We start from the raw sequence: 18,114 nt of genomic DNA, 5'->3' as shown, positions 1-18,114 counted from the left end.
TGTGCGACAGGTTACTTGGACGCTTCAACCACGCCGCTCTGTCGCGCCTTGAGGTTCTTCTCGGCCTTGTATTGTTGAGCCACCGCGGGAACGTTGGCGCTTCGGCCGGTTTCCACCCAGCTGCGGATGCGGCTGGCATCGGCAAAATGGGTGTACTTGCCAAACGCGTCGAGAATCACCAAAGCGACCGGACGGTTGCCCATTCTGGTCACTAGAACCAGGCAATGCCCGGCGGGGTTGGTGAAGCCGGTTTTGGTGATCTTGATGTCCCAGTCGGCTTTATTGACCAAGTGATCGGTGTTACGGAAACCCAAGGTGTAATTGGGTTTGCGGAACGACACGGTTTTTTCCTTGGTCGTGGTGAGTTCGCTGAGGAGCGGGTACTTGTGCGCGGCCACCAGCAGCTTGCTCAGGTCGCGGGCGGTGGAAACGTTACGCTCTGACAGGCCTGTCGGCTCGACGAAGTGCGTGCTGGTCATGCCCAGTGCCTTGGCCTTGGCGTTCATGGCTGCGATAAAGGCTGCGTAGCCACCCGGATAGTGGTGGGCGAGGCTGGCGGCTGCGCGGTTCTCCGAAGACATCAAGGCGATCAGCAGCATCTCGCGGCGCGGCAGTTCACTCTTGAGTTTGACTCGGGAAAACACACCCCTCATTTCCGGTGTGTTGCTGATATCGACATTGATCCATTCGTCCATGTTTTGCCGGGCTTCAACCACTACCAGTCCGGTCATCAACTTGCTGACAGAAGCGATCGGCACGATCACGTCAGGGTTGCTGGAGTAGATGACTTTATTGGTCTGCATATCCATGAGCAGAGCGCTACCGGAGGCGATCTTCAGAGTCGAAGCGTCGCGTGGGGCAGCGGTGGTTTCCGCAGCGTTGATCGTTGGCGTGATGAAAGTGCCTGAAACTGCAAAAAACAGGCTCAGAATCGAAAGACGAATTTTCACGCGGGCGAACTCATAAAAGTTGGATATTCCGTTAGTTTGTAACGGGTTATTTCTTCAAAGCGTCGCATTCTAGGAGTATGGCTGAAGATCTGTCGATGGTTGTTTGAGTGACCTGAAAATCTCGTGAAAAGGCCTGTAAAAAGAGGGGTTTCCGGCGAACGGTTACAGTTTTTTCTCAGGCATGAAAAAACCCGCACAAGGCGGGTTTTTTCTTGTCGCTGAAAGTACCGATCAGGCGTGCAGGGTTTCTGCCGCATAGAGGGTATTTTCCAGCAGGCAGGCGCGAGTCATCGGGCCTACGCCACCCGGCACCGGCGTGATCCAGCCGGCGCGGGGCAGGGCGGTTTCGTAGACAACGTCACCGACCAGTTTGCCGTCGTCCTGACGGTTGATGCCGACGTCGATCACGATCGCGCCTTCCTTGATCCACTCGCCTTTGACCAGGCCCGGCTTGCCGGCGGCCACGACCACCAGATCGGCACGGCCGACGTGGCCGGCCAGATCCTTGGTGAAGCGGTGGGTTACGGTCACGGTGCAACCAGCCAGCAACAATTCCATCGCCATCGGGCGACCGACGATGTTGGAAGCGCCGACGACCACTGCGTCCATACCATAAAGATCAGCGCCGGTGCTTTCCAGCAAGGTCATGATGCCTTTAGGCGTGCATGGGCGCAGCAGCGGAATGCGCTGGGCCAGACGACCGACGTTATAAGGATGGAAACCATCGACGTCTTTGTCCGGGCGGATACGCTCCAGCAGTTTGGAAGCGTCCAGGTGCTCGGGCAGCGGCAACTGAAGCAGGATGCCGTCGATTGCAGGGTCGTCGTTGAGGCGATCGATCAGATCGGTCAACGCGTCTTGCGTGGTGTCGGAGGGCAGGTCGTAGGCTTGAGAGAGGAAGCCAACCTCTTCACAGTCTTTACGCTTGTGCGAGACATAAACCTGAGAGGCAGGATCGCTGCCGACCAGGATCACCGCGAGGCCGGGAGTGCGCAGGCCTTGCTGGCGACGCTCGGCAACTCGTTTGGCGATCTGCTGGCGCAGGCTGGCGGCGATCGATTTGCCGTCGATTAGTTGTGCAGTCATTGCGCGTGATTAACCATCGAGAGGGGAAAAAATGAGAACGCATTCTCGCATGTCGAGCGGTGAGGGCAAAGGCGCTTGGTCAGCAAATTCCTCTAACTCCTTTAATTAAATGAATTTTTTTCAAAAAGGATTTGACGACCTTCGGAGCGCTCTATACTATTCGTCGCACTTGTCGGGCACAGCCTAGCACTGGTTAAGAAGGTGAAGCGGAATCAAGGTTCTGCGACACTGGAAAGCACTTAGTTTGTAGTCCTTTAAGAGTACAGATTAATAAGGCGCCCGTAGCTCAGCTGGATAGAGCATCCGCCTTCTAAGCGGATGGTCGCAGGTTCGAGTCCTGCCGGGTGCGCCATTAGGCAGCTTTGGCACAAGTAACGCGATATGGTGGGCGTAGCTCAGTTGGTAGAGCACGGGATTGTGACTCCCGTTGTCGTGGGTTCGATCCCCATCGTCCACCCCATATTTCGAAAGGCGCCAGATGTAACAGTCTGGCGCCTTTGCTTTAAAAAGCTTCATCCGCGGATGTGGTGGAATTGGTAGACACACTGGATTTAGGTTCCAGCGCCGCGAGGCGTAAGAGTTCGAGTCTCTTCATCCGCACCAATTAAAGCTTCATTCATGTCTTCGGGCTGGTGAGGTTTCAACAAAGAAGTTGTTTGGCTTTTTTGTTACGCAATATGGTGGGCGTAGCTCAGTTGGTAGAGCACGGGATTGTGACTCCCGTTGTCGTGGGTTCGATCCCCATCGTCCACCCCATATTTCGAAAGGCGCCAGATTTAACAGTCTGGCGCCTTTTTTGTTTTAGCGCTTTTGAAAGTCGGCGATTGTCGGTTTCAGAGCGCAAGGGCAGGGCGCTTCGTCGTATTTATGTTGCTCGATGATGCTGCGTTGCTCGCCGGGCTTGCTTGCAAGAACGGCCGTCAGGGAGCGATTGGCAATCTCTTCTATATATAGAAGCGGTTGGCGCAGAGCCTTGGCGTGATTGGTTGTATTCGCCTGGGGGATACGCTGCATCCGTGCATCGATCCCTATAAAATGCCTGCTGTTTTTTTACCCGTTTTCAGTAGGGTGACTTCTTGAGTTTGACCCACTAGAATGCATGCCCTTGATTCTGGGGTCGGAAACGGCCGGCTAACGTCTGTGCAACGAGGAATATCCATGCAAGTTTCTGTTGAAAATACTACTGCTCTCGAGCGCCGCATGAGCGTCACCGTGCCGGCTGAGCGCATCGAGACTCAGGTCAACAAGCGTCTGCAGCAGACTGCCCAAAAGGCCAAGATTGCTGGCTTCCGTCCAGGCAAAGTGCCAATGAGCGAAATCAAGCGCCGTTTCGGTGCTGATGCTCGTCAGGAAGCTGTTGGTGATGTTATCCAGTCCTCCTTCTACGAAGCAGTGGTTGAGCAAAAGCTGAACCCGGCGGGTTCGCCATCGATCGAGCCTAAGTCGCTCGAAGCTGGCAAGGATCTGGAATACGTTGCTGTATTCGAAGTGTTCCCTGAGTTCACCGTTGCCGGTTTCGACGGCATCACCGTTGAGCGCCTGAGCGCTGACGTGGCTGACGCTGACCTGGACAAAATGCTCGACATCCTGCGCAAGCAGAACACTCGTTTTGAAGTGGCCGATCGCGCTGCCCAGAACGAAGACCAACTGAACATCGATTTCGTTGGCAAGGTTGACGGCGAAGTATTCGCTGGCGGTTCCGCCAAGGGTACTCAGCTGGTGCTGGGTTCCGGCCGCATGATCCCGGGCTTCGAAGAAGGCCTGGTTGGCGCTAAAGCCGGCGAAGAACGCGTTCTGAACCTGACCTTCCCAGAGGACTATCAGAACCTGGACCTGGCTGGCAAAACCGCCGAGTTCACCGTGACCGTCAACACTGTTTCCGAGCCTAAGCTGCCTGAGTTGAACGAAGAGTTCTTCGCTCAATTCGGCATCAAGGAAAGCGGCATCGACGGTTTCCGCACCGAAGTTCGCAAGAACATGGAGCGTGAACTGCGTCAGGCGATCAAATCCAAGGTCAAGAATCAGGTTATGGATGGTCTGCTGGCCACCAACCCGATCGAAGTGCCAAAGGCGCTGCTGTCCAACGAAGTTGACCGTCTGCGCGTGCAGGCTGTTCAGCAGTTCGGCGGCAACATCAAGCCTGATCAACTGCCGGCCGAGCTGTTCGAAGAGCAAGCCAAGCGCCGCGTTGTGCTGGGTCTGATCGTTGCTGAAGTGGTCAAGCAATTCGACCTGAAGCCTGATGAAGCTCGCGTTCGCGAAATGATTCAGGAAATGGCTTCCGCTTACCAGGAGCCTGAGCAGGTTGTGTCGTGGTACTACAAGAACGAGCAGCAACTGAACGAAGTGCGTTCGGTTGTGCTGGAAGAACAAGTTGTGGATACTGTTCTGCAGAAAGCTAGTGTGACCGACAAAGCGGTCTCTTACGAAGAAGCAGTCAAGCCGGTAGAAGCTCCAGCAGCCGACTGATTGATTTAGCGTTAAGAAGTACACACCATAAGCCAGCTCTCGAGCTGGCTTATGCGTATTCAAGACATAACTATTTGGGAGCGACTGCAGAGCATGTTCCGTAATTCTTATATTCAGCAGAACTCTGATATCCAGGCCGCCGGCGGCCTGGTCCCGATGGTTGTCGAGCAATCTGCTCGTGGCGAACGCGCCTATGACATCTATTCGCGCCTGCTCAAGGAGCGAGTGATCTTTCTGGTTGGTCCGGTAGAGGACTACATGGCCAACCTGATCTGCGCGCAACTGCTGTTCCTTGAAGCGGAAAACCCGGACAAGGACATCCATCTCTACATCAACTCCCCGGGCGGTTCGGTGACTGCAGGCATGTCGATCTACGACACCATGCAGTTCATCAAGCCGAACGTGTCGACCACCTGCATCGGCCAGGCCTGCAGCATGGGTGCGTTCCTGCTGACCGCAGGTGCTCCGGGCAAGCGTTTCTGCCTGCCCAACTCGCGCGTGATGATTCACCAGCCACTGGGCGGTTTCCAGGGCCAGGCGTCGGACATCGAAATCCACGCCAAGGAAATCCTCTTCATTCGCGAGCGTCTGAACACGCTGATGGCCAAGCACAGCGGACGTACTCTGGAAGAAATCGAGCGCGACACCAACCGCGACAACTTCATGAGTGCAGAAGCTGCGAAGGAATACGGCCTGATCGACGAAGTGATCAACCAGCGCCCAGCTTAAAATAAGCAGCTCAAAATAGGCTTGGTCGGCTTGTCTGATCAGCGGCGGGCTTGAAAAAGCCCGCAATAGCCTTCATCTTGTGTTGCAAGCCTATCGGATTTGGATCGAACGAATGACTGACACCCGCAACGGCGAGGACAACGGCAAGCTGCTCTATTGCTCCTTCTGTGGCAAAAGCCAGCATGAAGTGCGCAAATTGATTGCCGGCCCCTCGGTCTTTATCTGCGACGAGTGCGTCGACCTGTGCAATGACATCATCCGTGAGGAGGTGCAGGAAGCTCAGGCCGAAAGCAGCGCGCATAAATTGCCTTCGCCTAAAGAAATCAGCGGCATCCTTGATCAGTATGTGATTGGTCAAGAGCGTGCAAAAAAGGTTCTGGCCGTAGCGGTGTACAACCACTACAAGCGCCTGAACCAGCGTGACAAAAAGGCTGACGACGTCGAACTCGGCAAGAGCAACATCCTGCTGATCGGCCCGACAGGCTCCGGTAAAACCCTGCTGGCCGAAACACTGGCCCGCTTGCTGAACGTTCCGTTCACCATCGCCGACGCAACCACCCTCACCGAGGCGGGTTACGTGGGTGAAGATGTCGAGAACATCATTCAGAAGCTGCTGCAGAAGTGCGATTACGACGTAGAAAAGGCCCAGATGGGCATTGTCTACATCGACGAAATCGACAAGATTTCCCGCAAGTCCGACAACCCGTCGATCACCCGGGACGTTTCCGGTGAAGGCGTGCAACAGGCCTTGCTGAAGTTGATCGAAGGCACGGTCGCTTCCGTACCGCCGCAAGGTGGCCGCAAGCACCCGCAGCAGGAATTCCTGCAGGTCGACACCCGTAACATCCTGTTCATCTGCGGTGGTGCGTTCTCCGGTCTGGAAAAGGTTATTCAAAACCGTTCCACCAAGGGCGGCATTGGTTTCAACGCAGAAGTGCGCAGCAAGGAAGAAGGCAAGAAAGTCGGTGAATCCCTGCGTGAAGTCGAGCCTGACGATCTGGTCAAGTTCGGTCTGATCCCGGAATTCGTCGGTCGTCTGCCGGTCCTCGCGACGCTGGACGAGCTCGACGAGGCTGCGTTGATGCAGATCCTCACCGAGCCGAAAAATGCTCTGACCAAACAGTATGCCAAGCTGTTCGAGATGGAAGGCGTGGATCTGGAATTCCGGACCGACGCGCTGAAATCGGTCGCCAAGCGTGCCCTGGAACGTAAAACCGGTGCCCGTGGTCTGCGTTCGATTCTCGAGGGTGTACTGCTCGACACGATGTATGAAATCCCCTCGCAGTCCGAGGTGAGCAAAGTCGTGATCGATGAAAGCGTGATCGAAGGCAAGTCCAAGCCACTGTATATCTACGAAAACAGTGAGCCGACGGCCAAGGCAGCGCCGGACGCGTAAGCGTCCACCGCGCCGCAACAAAGAAGGGGCCTTCGGGCCTCTTTTTTTTTATGTCGTTTTTTACATCCGCTTTGCGCTTGTTTTTTTTCAAGGCAGCCCCCATCTTGGTTTCAAGCTCAATTCCATCTGATTACGGCCATATGGCCGCCGTAGAGGCGAAATCATGAAGACAACCATCGAATTGCCTCTCCTGCCATTGCGTGATGTCGTGGTTTATCCGCACATGGTTATCCCGCTGTTCGTGGGGCGCGAGAAATCCATCGAAGCCCTCGAGGCCGCGATGACGGGCGACAAGCAGATTCTTCTGCTGGCCCAGAGAAACCCGGCTGACGACGATCCCGGTGAAGACGCTCTCTATCGCGTAGGTACCATCGCCACTGTTCTACAGCTTCTGAAGCTGCCTGACGGCACCGTCAAGGTTCTGGTCGAGGGTGAGCAGCGCGGCACCGTCGAGCGCTTCAGCGAAGTCGACGGCCACTGCCGTGCCGAAGTCTCGTTGATCGAAGAAGTCGACGCCGCCGAGCGCGAATCCGAAGTGTTCGTGCGCACGCTGCTGTCGCAGTTCGAACAATACGTACAGCTGGGCAAGAAGGTTCCGGCTGAAGTCCTGTCGTCGCTCAACAGCATTGATGAGCCGGGTCGCTTGGTCGACACCATGGCGGCGCATATGGCGCTGAAAATCGAGCAGAAGCAGGAAATCCTCGAAATCATCGATTTGTCGGCTCGGGTCGAGCACGTTCTGGCGTTGCTGGATGCCGAGATCGATCTGCTGCAAGTCGAAAAACGCATTCGTGGCCGCGTCAAAAAGCAAATGGAGCGCAGTCAGCGCGAGTACTACTTGAATGAGCAGATGAAGGCTATTCAGAAAGAACTCGGCGACAGCGACGAAGGCCACAACGAAATCGAAGACCTGAAAAAGCGTATCGACGCTGCCGGTCTGCCGAAAGACGCGCTGGCCAAGGCCACGGCCGAGCTGAACAAGCTCAAGCAGATGTCGCCGATGTCCGCTGAAGCCACCGTGGTGCGCTCGTACATCGACTGGCTGGTGCAAGTGCCGTGGAAGGCGCAAAGCAAGGTACGTCTGGACCTGGCGCGCGCAGAAGACATTCTCGATGCCGATCACTACGGCCTCGAAGAGGTCAAGGAACGTATCCTTGAATACCTCGCCGTGCAAAAACGCGTGAAGAAAATCCGTGGCCCGGTGTTGTGCCTGGTCGGTCCTCCGGGCGTAGGTAAAACCTCGCTGGCGGAGTCGATCGCACACGCAACCAACCGAAAATTCGTGCGCATGGCCCTCGGTGGCGTGCGCGATGAGGCGGAAATTCGCGGTCACCGTCGGACTTACATCGGTTCGATGCCGGGAAGATTGATTCAAAAGATGACAAAAGTGGGCGTGCGCAACCCGCTGTTCCTGCTCGATGAAATCGACAAAATGGGCAGCGACATGCGTGGCGACCCGGCGTCGGCGTTGCTGGAAGTGCTCGATCCAGAGCAGAACCACAACTTCAACGACCACTATCTGGAAGTCGATTACGACCTCTCGGATGTGATGTTCCTGTGCACCTCGAACTCGATGAACATCCCGCCGGCGCTGCTCGACCGGATGGAAGTGATTCGTCTGCCGGGCTACACCGAAGACGAGAAGATCAACATCGCTGTCAAATACCTCTCGCCAAAGCAGATCGCCGCTAATGGTCTGAAGAAAGGCGAGCTGGAATTCGACGCGGAAGCGATCCGCGACATCATTCGTTACTACACCCGTGAAGCCGGTGTGCGGGGCCTCGAACGTCAGATCGCCAAGGTCTGCCGCAAGGCCGTTAAAGAGCATGCGCTGGAAAAACGCTTCTCGGTGAAAGTGACAGCTGACCTGCTGGAACACTTCCTTGGTGTGCGTAAATTCCGCTACGGTCTGGCCGAGCAACAGGATCAGATCGGTCAGGTGACCGGCCTTGCCTGGACTCAGGTTGGCGGCGAATTGCTGACCATCGAAGCCGCGGTTGTGCCGGGCAAAGGGCAATTGATCAAGACCGGTTCGCTGGGCGACGTGATGGTCGAATCGATCACTGCCGCGCTGACCGTAGTGCGCAGCCGTGCGAAGAGCCTGGGCATTCCCCTGGACTTCCACGAGAAGCGCGATACGCACATTCACATGCCGGAAGGGGCGACGCCGAAAGACGGCCCTAGCGCTGGCGTAGGCATGTGCACGGCGCTGGTGTCGGCATTGACCGGCATTCCAGTGCGCGCCGATGTCGCCATGACCGGTGAAATTACTTTGCGCGGTCAAGTGCTGGCGATTGGTGGTCTGAAGGAAAAACTGCTGGCGGCCCACCGCGGCGGAATCAAGATCGTGATTATTCCGGAAGAGAACGTGCGTGATCTGAAGGAGATTCCTGACAATATCAAGCAGGATCTGCAGATTAAACCGGTTAAATGGATTGACGAGGTCCTGCAAATTGCGCTGCAATACGCGCCGGAGCCCTTGCCGGATGTGGCTCCGGAGATAGTTGCCAAGGACGAAAAACGTGAGTCTGACTCTAAGGAAAGAATTAGCACGCATTAATACGCTTTTGCCTGGGGGGCTTCCTTGACAGTTTTTTAGAGCCCTTGTTATAAAGCGGCTCTTAAGTGTCTGTAGGCCATTCAGCACTCGTTTTTGCTTTCACCAAAAAACTTAGAATCATCTCAAAATAGATATAAGGGGACTTAGAGTGAACAAGTCGGAACTGATTGATGCTATCGCTGCATCCGCTGATATCCCGAAAGCTGCTGCTGGCCGTGCGCTGGACGCTGTAATCGAATCCGTCACTGGCGCTCTGAAGGCTGGCGACTCCGTTGTTCTGGTTGGTTTCGGTACTTTCTCCGTGACGGACCGTCCGGCTCGTACCGGTCGTAACCCTCAGACCGGCAAGACTCTGGAAATCCCGGCTGCCAAGAAGCCAGGTTTCAAAGCCGGTAAAGCACTGAAAGAAGCTGTTAACTAAGTTTTCAGGTTTTTACCCATCCGGGTCGGGGTCATGCCTGACTTGGCAGCGGAGCGGTAGAGCAGGTCGCTGAAACAGTTGCCTGTAACGCCGGGATCGAGGGTTCGAGCCCTGTCCGCTCCGCCAGTTACGAGAAGGCGCATCCTCGGATGCGCCTTTCTTCTATCCGGATTCTACCCACGCTCCACGGTTGCCTAATTTTGAAGTTCAACCGTTTCTGGGGGACGCATGCTGCAGAATATCAGGGACAATTCACAAGGCTGGATTGCCAAGACCATTATCGGGGTCATCGTTGCACTGATGGCTCTGACCGGTTTCGATGCCATTTTCCAGGCCACGACTCACAAGAATGAGGCGGCCAAGGTCAACGGTGATGAAATCAGCCAGAACGAGCTGAGCCAGGCCGTTGATATGCAACGCCGTCAGCTGATGCAACAGCTGGGCAAAGACTTCGATGCTTCCTTGCTCGACGAAAAAATGCTCCGCGAATCGGCCCTCAAGGGTCTGATAGATCGCAAGCTGCTGCTGCAAGGTGCCGAACAAGCGAAATTCGCATTCTCCGAAGGCGCACTGGACCAAGTGATCCTGCAGACACCTGAATTCCAGGTGGACGGCAAGTTCAGCTCCGAGCGTTTCGACCAGGTGATCCGTCAACTGGGTTACAGCCGCATGCAGTTCCGCCAGATGCTGGCTCAGGAAATGCTGATCGGCCAACTGCGTGCCGGTGTGGCGGGCAGCGGTTTCGTCACCGACGCCGAAGTGCTGGCATTCGCCCGTCTGGAAAAGCAGACCCGTGATTTCGCTACCCTGAACGTCAAGGCTGACCCGGCGGCGGTCAAACTGACCGACGACGAAGTCAAGGCTTACTACGACGAACACGCCAAGGAGTTCATGACTCCGGATCAAGTGATCATCGATTACGTAGAGCTGAAGAAGTCCTCGTTCTTCGATCAGGTTGCGGTCAAGGACGAAGACCTGCAGGCGGCGTATCAGAAAGAGATCGCCAACCTGTCGGAACAGCGTCGTGCCGCGCACATTCTGATCGAAGTGAACGACAAGACCACCGAAGCTCAGGCCAAGGCGAAGATTGACGAGGTTCAGGCGCGTCTGGCCAAGGGCGAGAAGTTCGAAGCGCTGGCCAAAGAGTTCTCGCAGGATCCGGGTTCGGCCAACAATGGCGGTGACCTCGGTTACGCAGGTCCTGGCGTTTATGATCCGGCGTTCGAAAAAGCCCTGTATTCCTTGTCGAAAGACCAGGTGTCGGAGCCGATTCGTACCGACTTCGGTTACCACTTGATCAAGCTGTTGGGTGTGGAAGCGCCTGAAGTGCCGACCCTGGCCAGCCTGAAAGACAAGCTGACCCGCGAGCTGAAAGCCGCACAGGTCGAACAGCGTTTCGTCGAGGCGACCAAGCAATTGGAAGACTCGGCGTTCGAAGCGTCTGACCTGGCTCAGCCAGCGGCGGATCTGAAACTGACCGTGCACACCTCCAAGCCGTTCGGCCGGGAAGGTGGCGAAGGTGTTGCGGCCAACCGTGCCGTTGTCACCGCTGCGTTCAGCACTGAAGTGATCGACGAGGGTGCCAACAGCACCGCCATCGAGCTGGATCCGGAAACCGTGATCGTGCTGCGCTCCAAGGAGCACCTGAAGCCTGCGCAACTGCCGCTGGAAAGCGTGAATGCGGCCATCCGCACTCAGTTGACCAAAGAGCACGCCAGCGCGGCTGCCAAGACCAAGGCCGAGAAGCTGATTGCTGATCTGCGTGATGGCAAGGCGCCGTTGGACAAGGCGGTTGAGGGGCAGAACTGGAAGACCACTGAAGCGGCCACTCGTGGTCAGGAAGGTGTTGATCCGGCGGTGCTGCAAGCGCTGTTCCGCATGCCGAAGCCGGCGGCCAAGGACAAACCGACGTTCACCAGCGTCACTTTGCCGGACGGTAGTCTGATGATTGTGCGTCTGAACGGCGTTAACGAAGCGGCTGCGCCGACGGATGAAGAGAAGGTTCAGTACCGTCGCTTCCTTGCTTCGCGTGAGGGGCAGCAGGACTTTGCTGCGTATCGCAAGCAGTTGGAAGCTCAGGCGGACATCAAGCGGTTTTGATGGTTGACTGAGTTGTAATGTGGAAGCCCCGGCCTGTATAGGTTGGGGCTTTTTTTTGGGCGTTGGGTGCCGGGTCTTGGCGGCCTTTGGGCCGACCATGTTCTTGGGGTTTTTGGGGTATATCCGTTGCTTCGGGTGCTGCCGCTGGCGGTTTCGCCCTTACGGCGAGGCACTTTTTCCAGACGCCGAAAAAGTACCCAAAAAGGCTTGTCCCAACGTTCGGCCCGCTCGCTAAAGCTCGGGGTTCCTTCGCTCCGGGATTCATCCGGGGGGCATCGCCTACGGTTTGCTTCGCTGCACCTCCTCTCGATGTGTTCGACTTCGTCGAACGGTCGCTGCGCTCCCACCCCCGGATCAATCCCTCCACTCAGCCTGCCGACGGGACCGGTGGATCAAGATCAAAAGCTGCAGCCGAGCTAACGCTCATCCTGTTGAGTGGGGCGGCTTTGCCGCGTGGGCGGTACACAAATTAACTGTGGGAGCGAGCCTGCTCGCGAAGGCGGCCTTCCGGCCGACCGTTTTTCCAGCCGCCTGGCCTCAACCCAACAGCTCATTCGGTCTCATCCAGCTCTTGGAAAACCATGATCCCGAGCGTTGCCCGCCACAGACAAAGTCAAAACCAACAATCCTGCAACGATCCACGGAAATACCCCAACACCAAGGTTTCCCAGCAACAAACCACCCACCAAACCCCCACCAGCAATTCCGACATTCCATAGCGTCACCAGCATCGACTGAGCCGTGTCAGCTGCCTCCTTCGCAGCTTTCGCCGAGGCGGTTTGCAGCAGCGATGGCATGGCACCAAACGCCAGTCCCCAAACAGCGGTGGCGATGTACACCACGCTCGGCGAGTCGCGCCACAGGCCCAGCGTTATCGCTGAGAGCATGAACAGTCCGGCGCTGATCAATACCAGTTCGCGTAGCCAGCGGTCGATCAGGCTGCCGACGACCCACAGGCTCAGCACCGAGGCCAGGCCGAATACCAGCAGCACGCGGTCGACATTGGCGTCAAGTCCGGACGGCTGCAGAAACGGCGCGATGTAGGTGTAGAGCAAGTTGTGCGCGACGACGTAGGTGAGGGTGACAAACAAGACGGATCGCACGCCCGGCAAGGTAAACACCTGACGTAACGGCATGCGGTTTCCCACGCGCTCGCCGGCGAAGTCCGGGACTTGCCAGCGTACCCAGAGCACCAGCACAACGGTCAGCGCGGTCATGATGGCAAAGCTCAGGCGCCATCCGACCAGGGTGCCGAGCAGGGTACCTGCCGGTATGCCCAATGAAAGCGCAACCGGCGCGCCTAGCATTGCGACGGTAATGGCGCGGCCTTGCAGGTGGGGGGCGACCATGCGGCTTGCGTATCCCGCCAGCAGTGCCCACAGCAAACCGGCAAATACCCCGGCGATAAAGCGTGCGATCAGCGTTAGCCAGTACCACTCCGACAGGGCGGTGATGCTGTTGGCGATGGCAAAACCGCCAATGGCGGACAACAACAACGGTCGGCGCCGCCAGCCGCGGGTGGCGATGGTCAGCGGGATCGCCGCCAGGATCGAGCCGAGCGCATACAGCGTGACCAATTGCCCGACCAGCGCCTGGGAGACATTCAGGCCGCTGCTCATCTGCGGCAACAGGCCGGCAGGCATGGCTTCGGTCATGACCGTGATGAATCCGGCGGTGGCCAGTGCCAGCAGCGCGCCGAGGGGTAATCGTTCGCGGCGATCGACGGGGTGTTCAAGTGTGGGGCAACCGAGTTGGGCATCGTTCATGAGCCGGCATCCATGTGCAAAGTTGACGAGGAGCACAGGGTAGGGCGCTGCACATCGACGAAAAACGGGTTAAGGTTCCGAACATATCGGACACGGATGTCAGCAATGGGAGGGTGGTATGGATAGCCTGGGCAGTATTTCGGTGTTCGTTCAGGTCGCCGAGACGCGCAGTTTCACCGAAGCAGGGCGGCTGCAAGGGGTGTCATCGTCGGCGGTGGGCAAAAGCATTGCGCGGCTGGAAGCGCGACTGGGTGTGCGGCTGTTTCAACGCACCACCCGCAGCGTCACGCTGACCAGTGAAGGGGCGCTGTTTCTTGAGCGCTGTCGCAAGATCCTCGCCGAAGTCGAGGCGGCGGAGTTCGAACTGTGCGATGCCGCTGCAAAACCCCACGGCAAGTTGCGTATCAGTTTGCCGCAGGTGCATGGCCTGGTGATGCCGGTCATGACTGAGTTCATGGCGTTGTACCCGCAGATTGAGCTGGATCTGGATTTGACCGATCGTATGGTCGATGTCGTTGAGGAAGGTTTCGACGCCGTGATTCGCACTGGCAAACCACGGGATTCGCGACTGATGGCGCGGCCGTTGGGCGAATTTCATATGGTGCTGGTGGCCAGTCCGGCTTATCTGGCGCAACGCGGTGTGCCGCAGACGCCCGGTGATCTGGCAACGCACGCGTGCCTGCGGCATACGTTTCACGCCACCGGCAAACTGGAAACCTGGCCGCTGATCCTCGAGGCGGGTGCCGCAGAGCCGACGTTGCCGACCCGTTTGGTCAGTACGTCGATAGAGGCGGTGAGCCATGCGGTGCTGGCCGGCATGGGCATTGCCTGCCTGCCGGATTTCATGATCCGTGAGGCCGAGGTGCAAGGGCGCTTGCAGCGGGTACTCGATGCGCATCTGCAGCACACCGGGCAGTTTTGGGTCCTATGGCCGTCCAGTCGCCACGCCACGGCGAAATTGCGCGTTTTCATCGATCATCTGGCTTTGCGACTTTTTCCCGCAACTGACGGTCGATAGAGTTGTAACTGCTTTAAGACACTAATCCATGCGCCGCGGGGGCGTGTTCTGTTGCACAATACGCCCCGGACTGTTTTCTCTCAGGATGTTCAATGTTGATTTCCACTCCCATGCGTGTTGTCGGGTTGGCGCTGTTGTTGACCGCTGTTGCCGGCTGCTCGAAAGACAAGCCGATGTATGAGCATGAGAACTTCGATGACTCCGGTACGTTTTCGCGCAATTACCCGGTGACTGATTCGGTCAGCTGCGAAGCGGCCCGCCGTGCGTTGCTCAGCCAAGGCTACATCATCACCAGTAGCGACCCGAAACTGGTCAGCGGCCACAAGAGTTTCCAGCAAACCGGCGACACCCACATGGAGATCAGCTTCAACGTGGTCTGCGCCGATGACGGCAGTGCCGGGCACCATGCGACGATGTTCGCCAACGCCTTGCAGGATCGTTATGCGCTGAAGAAAACCAACAATTCGGCCAGCCTCGGCGTGGGTGTGTTGGGTTCGGTGTCGATGCCGATCGGCTCGTCCGACGATTCGATGGTCAAGGTGGCCAGCGAGACGGTGACGTCGCAGAAGTTCTACGAGCGCTTCTTCACGCTGGTGGAGTTGTTCCTGCCGGCGGAAGCAAAGAAAGCTGCGCACATTGAAGAGAAGCCGAAGGCTGACCTCGGCGTGCCTGAGGCGAAGGCTGCTCCGGCAGCGCTGGCGCCAACGCCTGCGCCGGCCGCAACCCCTGCGCCTGCAGCGGAGCCGGCTCCGGCACCTGCCGAGGTCGCGCCAGTGACGTCTGAGCCGGTGGCGCCACCGGCAGAGGCCGCGCCGATCACTCCGGCTCCGAGCGCAGAACCGGCACCCGCAACCGCACCCGCACCGGCGACCGAAACCATCACGCCACCGGTCAACCCGGACATCCCGCCGCCGTCCGAGCCGATTCCGGCGATGCCAGCCTCCGGTCAATAAACAGCCTCACCGCACCCCCTGTGGGAGCGAGCTTGCTCGCGAAGGCGTCGGTACATTCAGCACTAATGTGACTGAAAGTCCGCTTTCGCGAGCAAGCTCGCTCCCACAGTGGGTTGCCTCAAATTTCGTTACATTCCCCCGACAAAATTCCCCGATAAATTCCTGACCACCTGCTACGTTTTATACATGAAGGCCGGGTTTCACTTTTCCTTCACACGAGCACGTTAAGCTCGAGGCACTGGGCATTTGCTCAGGCCCATTCAAGAGAGCAGGGGGATTACACGATGGATGAATATCAAGAAGAGCTGCTCGAATACCAGGCCTTTGAACTGGACCAACCCGAGCCAGCCGAAGACGCCACCGAGCTTTGACTTGCAGCTCGAAGCTTGTAGCTAGCAGCTGCTTTCAAGCCGTTTTGCGGTGACTGCGGCGGAATTCGCCGGGCGTCTGACCGCTCCAGCGTTTGAAAGCTCGCTGGAACGCTTCGGCTGAAGCAAAACCTAGCAGGTAGGCAATTTCGCCGAATGCCAGCTCGGTGTCGCGGATATAGGTCATCGCCAGATCCCGGCGAGTGTCATTGAGGATCGCGCGAAACTGCGTGCCTTCCTCGGCCAGTTTGCGCCGCAAGGTCCACGTTGGCAGCTTCAAGCGTGCCGCCACTTCTTCCAGGTCGGGTTCCCGGCCACCATTGAGCAACGGCCCCAACAGCTGAGTGATGCGTTCGCGCAGGCTACGGGTGCGAGTCAATTGCTCCAGTTCCCGTTCACACAGTTGCAGCAGATGCCGCCAAGTGCTCGGGCAATGCTCGGGATTGCGCTGTGCGAGGCTGCTCAGGCTCAGGCGCAGTTGATTGCCCTCGCTGCCGAACTGGATCGGGCAATCCCCCAGCAAGTTGTACGCCTCGCGGTAATCCGGCTCATCGAATTCGATTTCAATGCGTTCGGCGCGCAGCGCTTCGCGGCTGACACTGGCGAGCTGATGCAGCCACCCGGCGATGATCGAGTCCACGACAAAACGGTTATAGGCGTTGTACGGGCTGATCGAATAGAAACGCAGCCACGCGCCATGGGCGTCTTCGTGAAAACTCGACTGGCCGCGATAGTTGGAACCGTACAACGCTTCGAAACGGATCAGGCAGCGCGCGGCCTCACGCACGGTCGGCGCTTGCGCGGCGGTGACACCGGCCAGCCCGGCTTGGCTGAGGCGACTGAGCTGGCCCATGCGTAAACCCAGCGCCGAGTCGCCGGTCAACTGAATCGCCGCGTGGCCCAGGCGCATATAGCGCGGAATCGACAAGCGTGCCCCGGCCTCGGCCAGCCGTGCGGCGTCGAGGCCATATTGCTCGAGCAGCGGCTGCGGATCGACCGCATGACTGCGCACGGCATCGGCGAGGCTGTGAACGAAGCCCACCGACAGATCCCCAAGACGCATCGGTAACGGTTTCATGGCTTACAACCAGATGTTCAGCAAACGCGCGCCACGGGCATCGCCATCGGCGAACTGCTGACCGTTGCTGCTGAGGAAACTCTGACCGGAACTGGCCTTGTCCCAGAACTGTCCGCGCAGAAACACGCTGACACCAGCAATTGCCCGGCTGCTCGGTGGTTGCGCGGTCAGCGTCAACCGATGCCAGGCCTGGCCTTCTGTAAGCTCACCGGGTTTGAGACTGACCGAGCCCGGTGTACTTGACCCTTTGTAGCCGCGCCACGGTTGGTTCCACGCACCCTGGCCGAACACCTGCGCCGGCACCGCAACCAATTGTGCGTTTTGCTCGTCGAGTTTGCGGTAGTTGTCGGGGTACCAACTGTCGCTGCCAATCAATACGCCAAGGCGTCCGGCCGGGGTGTCGACCACGTTGATCTGGTGTTTCCCTGCGGCTTCGAGCACTTCGCGCTGATCGAACACCGGGTGCATCTGCCGTTGCGGCTGGCCCAGCGGCACGCCATCGCGGCCGAATACCACGCTGCTGTTGAACAGTGCACCACTACCGGGCTTGAGCTGGCCGTCGCGGATGCTCGGTTCCGGCAGCACGATCGAACCGGCCACCAGGGTCACCTGAAACTCTTTGGCCAGACCACCGAAGAGTGCCTGGTAATCCTTGGCCATGGCTTTGGATTTCATGCGCAGGTACGCGTCATTGAGACGGTCGCTGCCGTTGGCGCTGAGCCAGGCGCGGGCAAACAATAACGGATTGCTCGCCGCCAGCCAGTTCATCGCCTCGGCGAGGGACGGCGCCTGATACAACTCGTCTTTCTCACCGCTGAGCAGCAGCCAGGTGCCGACGTTCTCCGGCAACACCACGACGGTTTTATCGTTCAGCAGGCCTTGATCCTGGGCTTGCTGCAGATAAGCCGCGAATTTGCGGTGCAAGCGCTCGGGGTTTTGATAATCGGTGGGAAACAACTCGGGCTGGATGCCCAGCAGATTGCCGCGATCGGCGGGGGTGCCCTGATCGACGGCGACCTTAATGCGTAAGTCCGACAGGTAATGCCCCGCCGGCCGGTCCGCCGCCCACATGGCGTAGGTGGTCAGGGCAGCCACGATGGCCATGGAAAAAAACAGGTACAAAAGTTTGCGCATGAAAACCAACGACAGCCGGGTACAGAGTGTGCCCACTAGGGTAGGGCCCATGGCTCCGGTTGCCAAGGGGCGCTGCGCATTTGGAT

The 18,114-nt window shown here is 57.9% G+C and carries 14 protein-coding genes and 4 tRNA genes; 12 read left to right on the top strand and 6 right to left on the bottom strand.

Annotation, left to right across the window (positions count from 1 at the left end):
• Window positions 1–11: 11 nt before the first annotated feature.
• Together pbpG and folD are read right to left on the bottom strand one after the other, a co-directional pair.
• Window positions 12–950 (bottom strand): D-alanyl-D-alanine endopeptidase, encoded by a 939-nt coding sequence (gene pbpG, locus ACZZ0G_RS01225; RefSeq protein ID WP_463555014.1) that lies wholly within the window; start codon window positions 948–950, stop codon window positions 12–14.
• A gap of 231 nt (window positions 951–1,181) precedes the next feature.
• Window positions 1,182–2,036 carry a bifunctional methylenetetrahydrofolate dehydrogenase/methenyltetrahydrofolate cyclohydrolase FolD gene (gene folD / locus ACZZ0G_RS01220; protein ID WP_463555013.1) on the bottom strand — a complete coding sequence of 285 codons (855 nt, stop codon included), beginning with the start codon at window positions 2,034–2,036 and terminating at the stop codon, window positions 1,182–1,184.
• A gap of 275 nt (window positions 2,037–2,311) precedes the next feature.
• Here folD and ACZZ0G_RS01215 point away from each other — a divergent pair.
• The 4 genes from ACZZ0G_RS01215 (at window position 2,312) to ACZZ0G_RS01200 (ending at window position 2,792) form a co-directional block, all read left to right on the top strand.
• Window positions 2,312–2,388: transfer RNA gene (locus tag ACZZ0G_RS01215), tRNA-Arg, on the top strand.
• 32 nt (window positions 2,389–2,420) lie between these two features.
• Window positions 2,421–2,496, top strand: a tRNA-His gene (locus ACZZ0G_RS01210).
• Window positions 2,497–2,554: 58 nt separating this feature from the next.
• Window positions 2,555–2,639 (top strand) — tRNA-Leu (locus ACZZ0G_RS01205).
• 77 nt (window positions 2,640–2,716) lie between these two features.
• Window positions 2,717–2,792: transfer RNA gene (locus ACZZ0G_RS01200), tRNA-His, on the top strand.
• A 45-nt stretch (window positions 2,793–2,837) separates the two neighbouring features.
• Here ACZZ0G_RS01200 and ACZZ0G_RS01195 read toward each other — a convergent pair.
• On the bottom strand, window positions 2,838–3,050 hold the full coding sequence (locus tag ACZZ0G_RS01195) for a hypothetical protein (protein ID WP_463555012.1): 213 nt from the start codon (window positions 3,048–3,050) through the stop codon (window positions 2,838–2,840).
• A gap of 144 nt (window positions 3,051–3,194) precedes the next feature.
• On the opposite strand from ACZZ0G_RS01195, the gene tig reads away from it, so the two are divergent.
• From tig to ACZZ0G_RS01165, 6 genes are all read left to right on the top strand, one after another.
• The gene (gene tig / locus ACZZ0G_RS01190; RefSeq protein WP_038362792.1) at window positions 3,195–4,505 is read left to right on the top strand and encodes a trigger factor; all 1,311 of its coding nucleotides are present in this window, start codon (window positions 3,195–3,197) and stop codon (window positions 4,503–4,505) included.
• A 93-nt stretch (window positions 4,506–4,598) separates the two neighbouring features.
• On the top strand, window positions 4,599–5,234 hold the full coding sequence (gene clpP, locus ACZZ0G_RS01185) for an ATP-dependent Clp endopeptidase proteolytic subunit ClpP (RefSeq protein WP_007951559.1): 636 nt from the start codon (window positions 4,599–4,601) through the stop codon (window positions 5,232–5,234).
• 112 nt (window positions 5,235–5,346) lie between these two features.
• Window positions 5,347–6,630, top strand: coding sequence for an ATP-dependent Clp protease ATP-binding subunit ClpX (clpX, locus tag ACZZ0G_RS01180; protein WP_003223632.1), 1,284 nt, complete (start codon window positions 5,347–5,349; stop codon window positions 6,628–6,630).
• A 163-nt stretch (window positions 6,631–6,793) separates the two neighbouring features.
• Window positions 6,794–9,190: an endopeptidase La gene (gene lon, locus ACZZ0G_RS01175; RefSeq protein ID WP_007917325.1), complete on the top strand. Its 2,397-nt coding sequence runs from the start codon at window positions 6,794–6,796 to the stop codon at window positions 9,188–9,190.
• 148 nt (window positions 9,191–9,338) lie between these two features.
• The gene (locus tag ACZZ0G_RS01170) at window positions 9,339–9,611 is read left to right on the top strand and encodes an HU family DNA-binding protein (RefSeq protein ID WP_003183171.1); all 273 of its coding nucleotides are present in this window, start codon (window positions 9,339–9,341) and stop codon (window positions 9,609–9,611) included.
• A gap of 228 nt (window positions 9,612–9,839) precedes the next feature.
• Window positions 9,840–11,711, top strand: coding sequence for a SurA N-terminal domain-containing protein (locus ACZZ0G_RS01165; protein WP_463555011.1), 1,872 nt, complete (start codon window positions 9,840–9,842; stop codon window positions 11,709–11,711).
• Between the two features lie 560 nt (window positions 11,712–12,271).
• Here the strand turns inward: ACZZ0G_RS01165 and ACZZ0G_RS01160 are convergent.
• Window positions 12,272–13,477: an MFS transporter gene (locus ACZZ0G_RS01160; RefSeq protein ID WP_463555010.1), complete on the bottom strand. Its 1,206-nt coding sequence runs from the start codon at window positions 13,475–13,477 to the stop codon at window positions 12,272–12,274.
• Window positions 13,478–13,595: 118 nt separating this feature from the next.
• Here ACZZ0G_RS01160 and ACZZ0G_RS01155 point away from each other — a divergent pair, with 118 nt between their 5' ends.
• Both ACZZ0G_RS01155 and ACZZ0G_RS01150 read left to right on the top strand, forming a co-directional pair.
• On the top strand, window positions 13,596–14,495 hold the full coding sequence (locus ACZZ0G_RS01155; RefSeq protein ID WP_463555009.1) for a LysR family transcriptional regulator: 900 nt from the start codon (window positions 13,596–13,598) through the stop codon (window positions 14,493–14,495).
• Window positions 14,496–14,587: 92 nt separating this feature from the next.
• Complete coding sequence (locus tag ACZZ0G_RS01150; protein WP_463555008.1) at window positions 14,588–15,448, top strand: DUF2242 domain-containing protein; 861 nt, start codon at window positions 14,588–14,590, stop codon at window positions 15,446–15,448.
• Window positions 15,449–15,853: 405 nt separating this feature from the next.
• Here the strand turns inward: ACZZ0G_RS01150 and ACZZ0G_RS01145 are convergent, their stop codons facing one another.
• Both ACZZ0G_RS01145 and ACZZ0G_RS01140 read right to left on the bottom strand, forming a co-directional pair.
• Window positions 15,854–16,894: an AraC family transcriptional regulator gene (locus tag ACZZ0G_RS01145; protein ID WP_463555007.1), complete on the bottom strand. Its 1,041-nt coding sequence runs from the start codon at window positions 16,892–16,894 to the stop codon at window positions 15,854–15,856.
• 3 nt (window positions 16,895–16,897) lie between these two features.
• Window positions 16,898–18,028, bottom strand: a complete 1,131-nt coding sequence (locus ACZZ0G_RS01140) for a carbon-nitrogen hydrolase family protein (protein ID WP_463555006.1) — start codon at window positions 18,026–18,028, stop codon at window positions 16,898–16,900.
• Window positions 18,029–18,114 lie beyond the last annotated feature (86 nt).

This window comes from Pseudomonas sp. AC169, assembly GCF_979258515.1.
The sequence above is the reverse complement of the archived record's forward strand: the minus strand, read 5'-3'. Positions and strand labels throughout refer to the sequence as shown.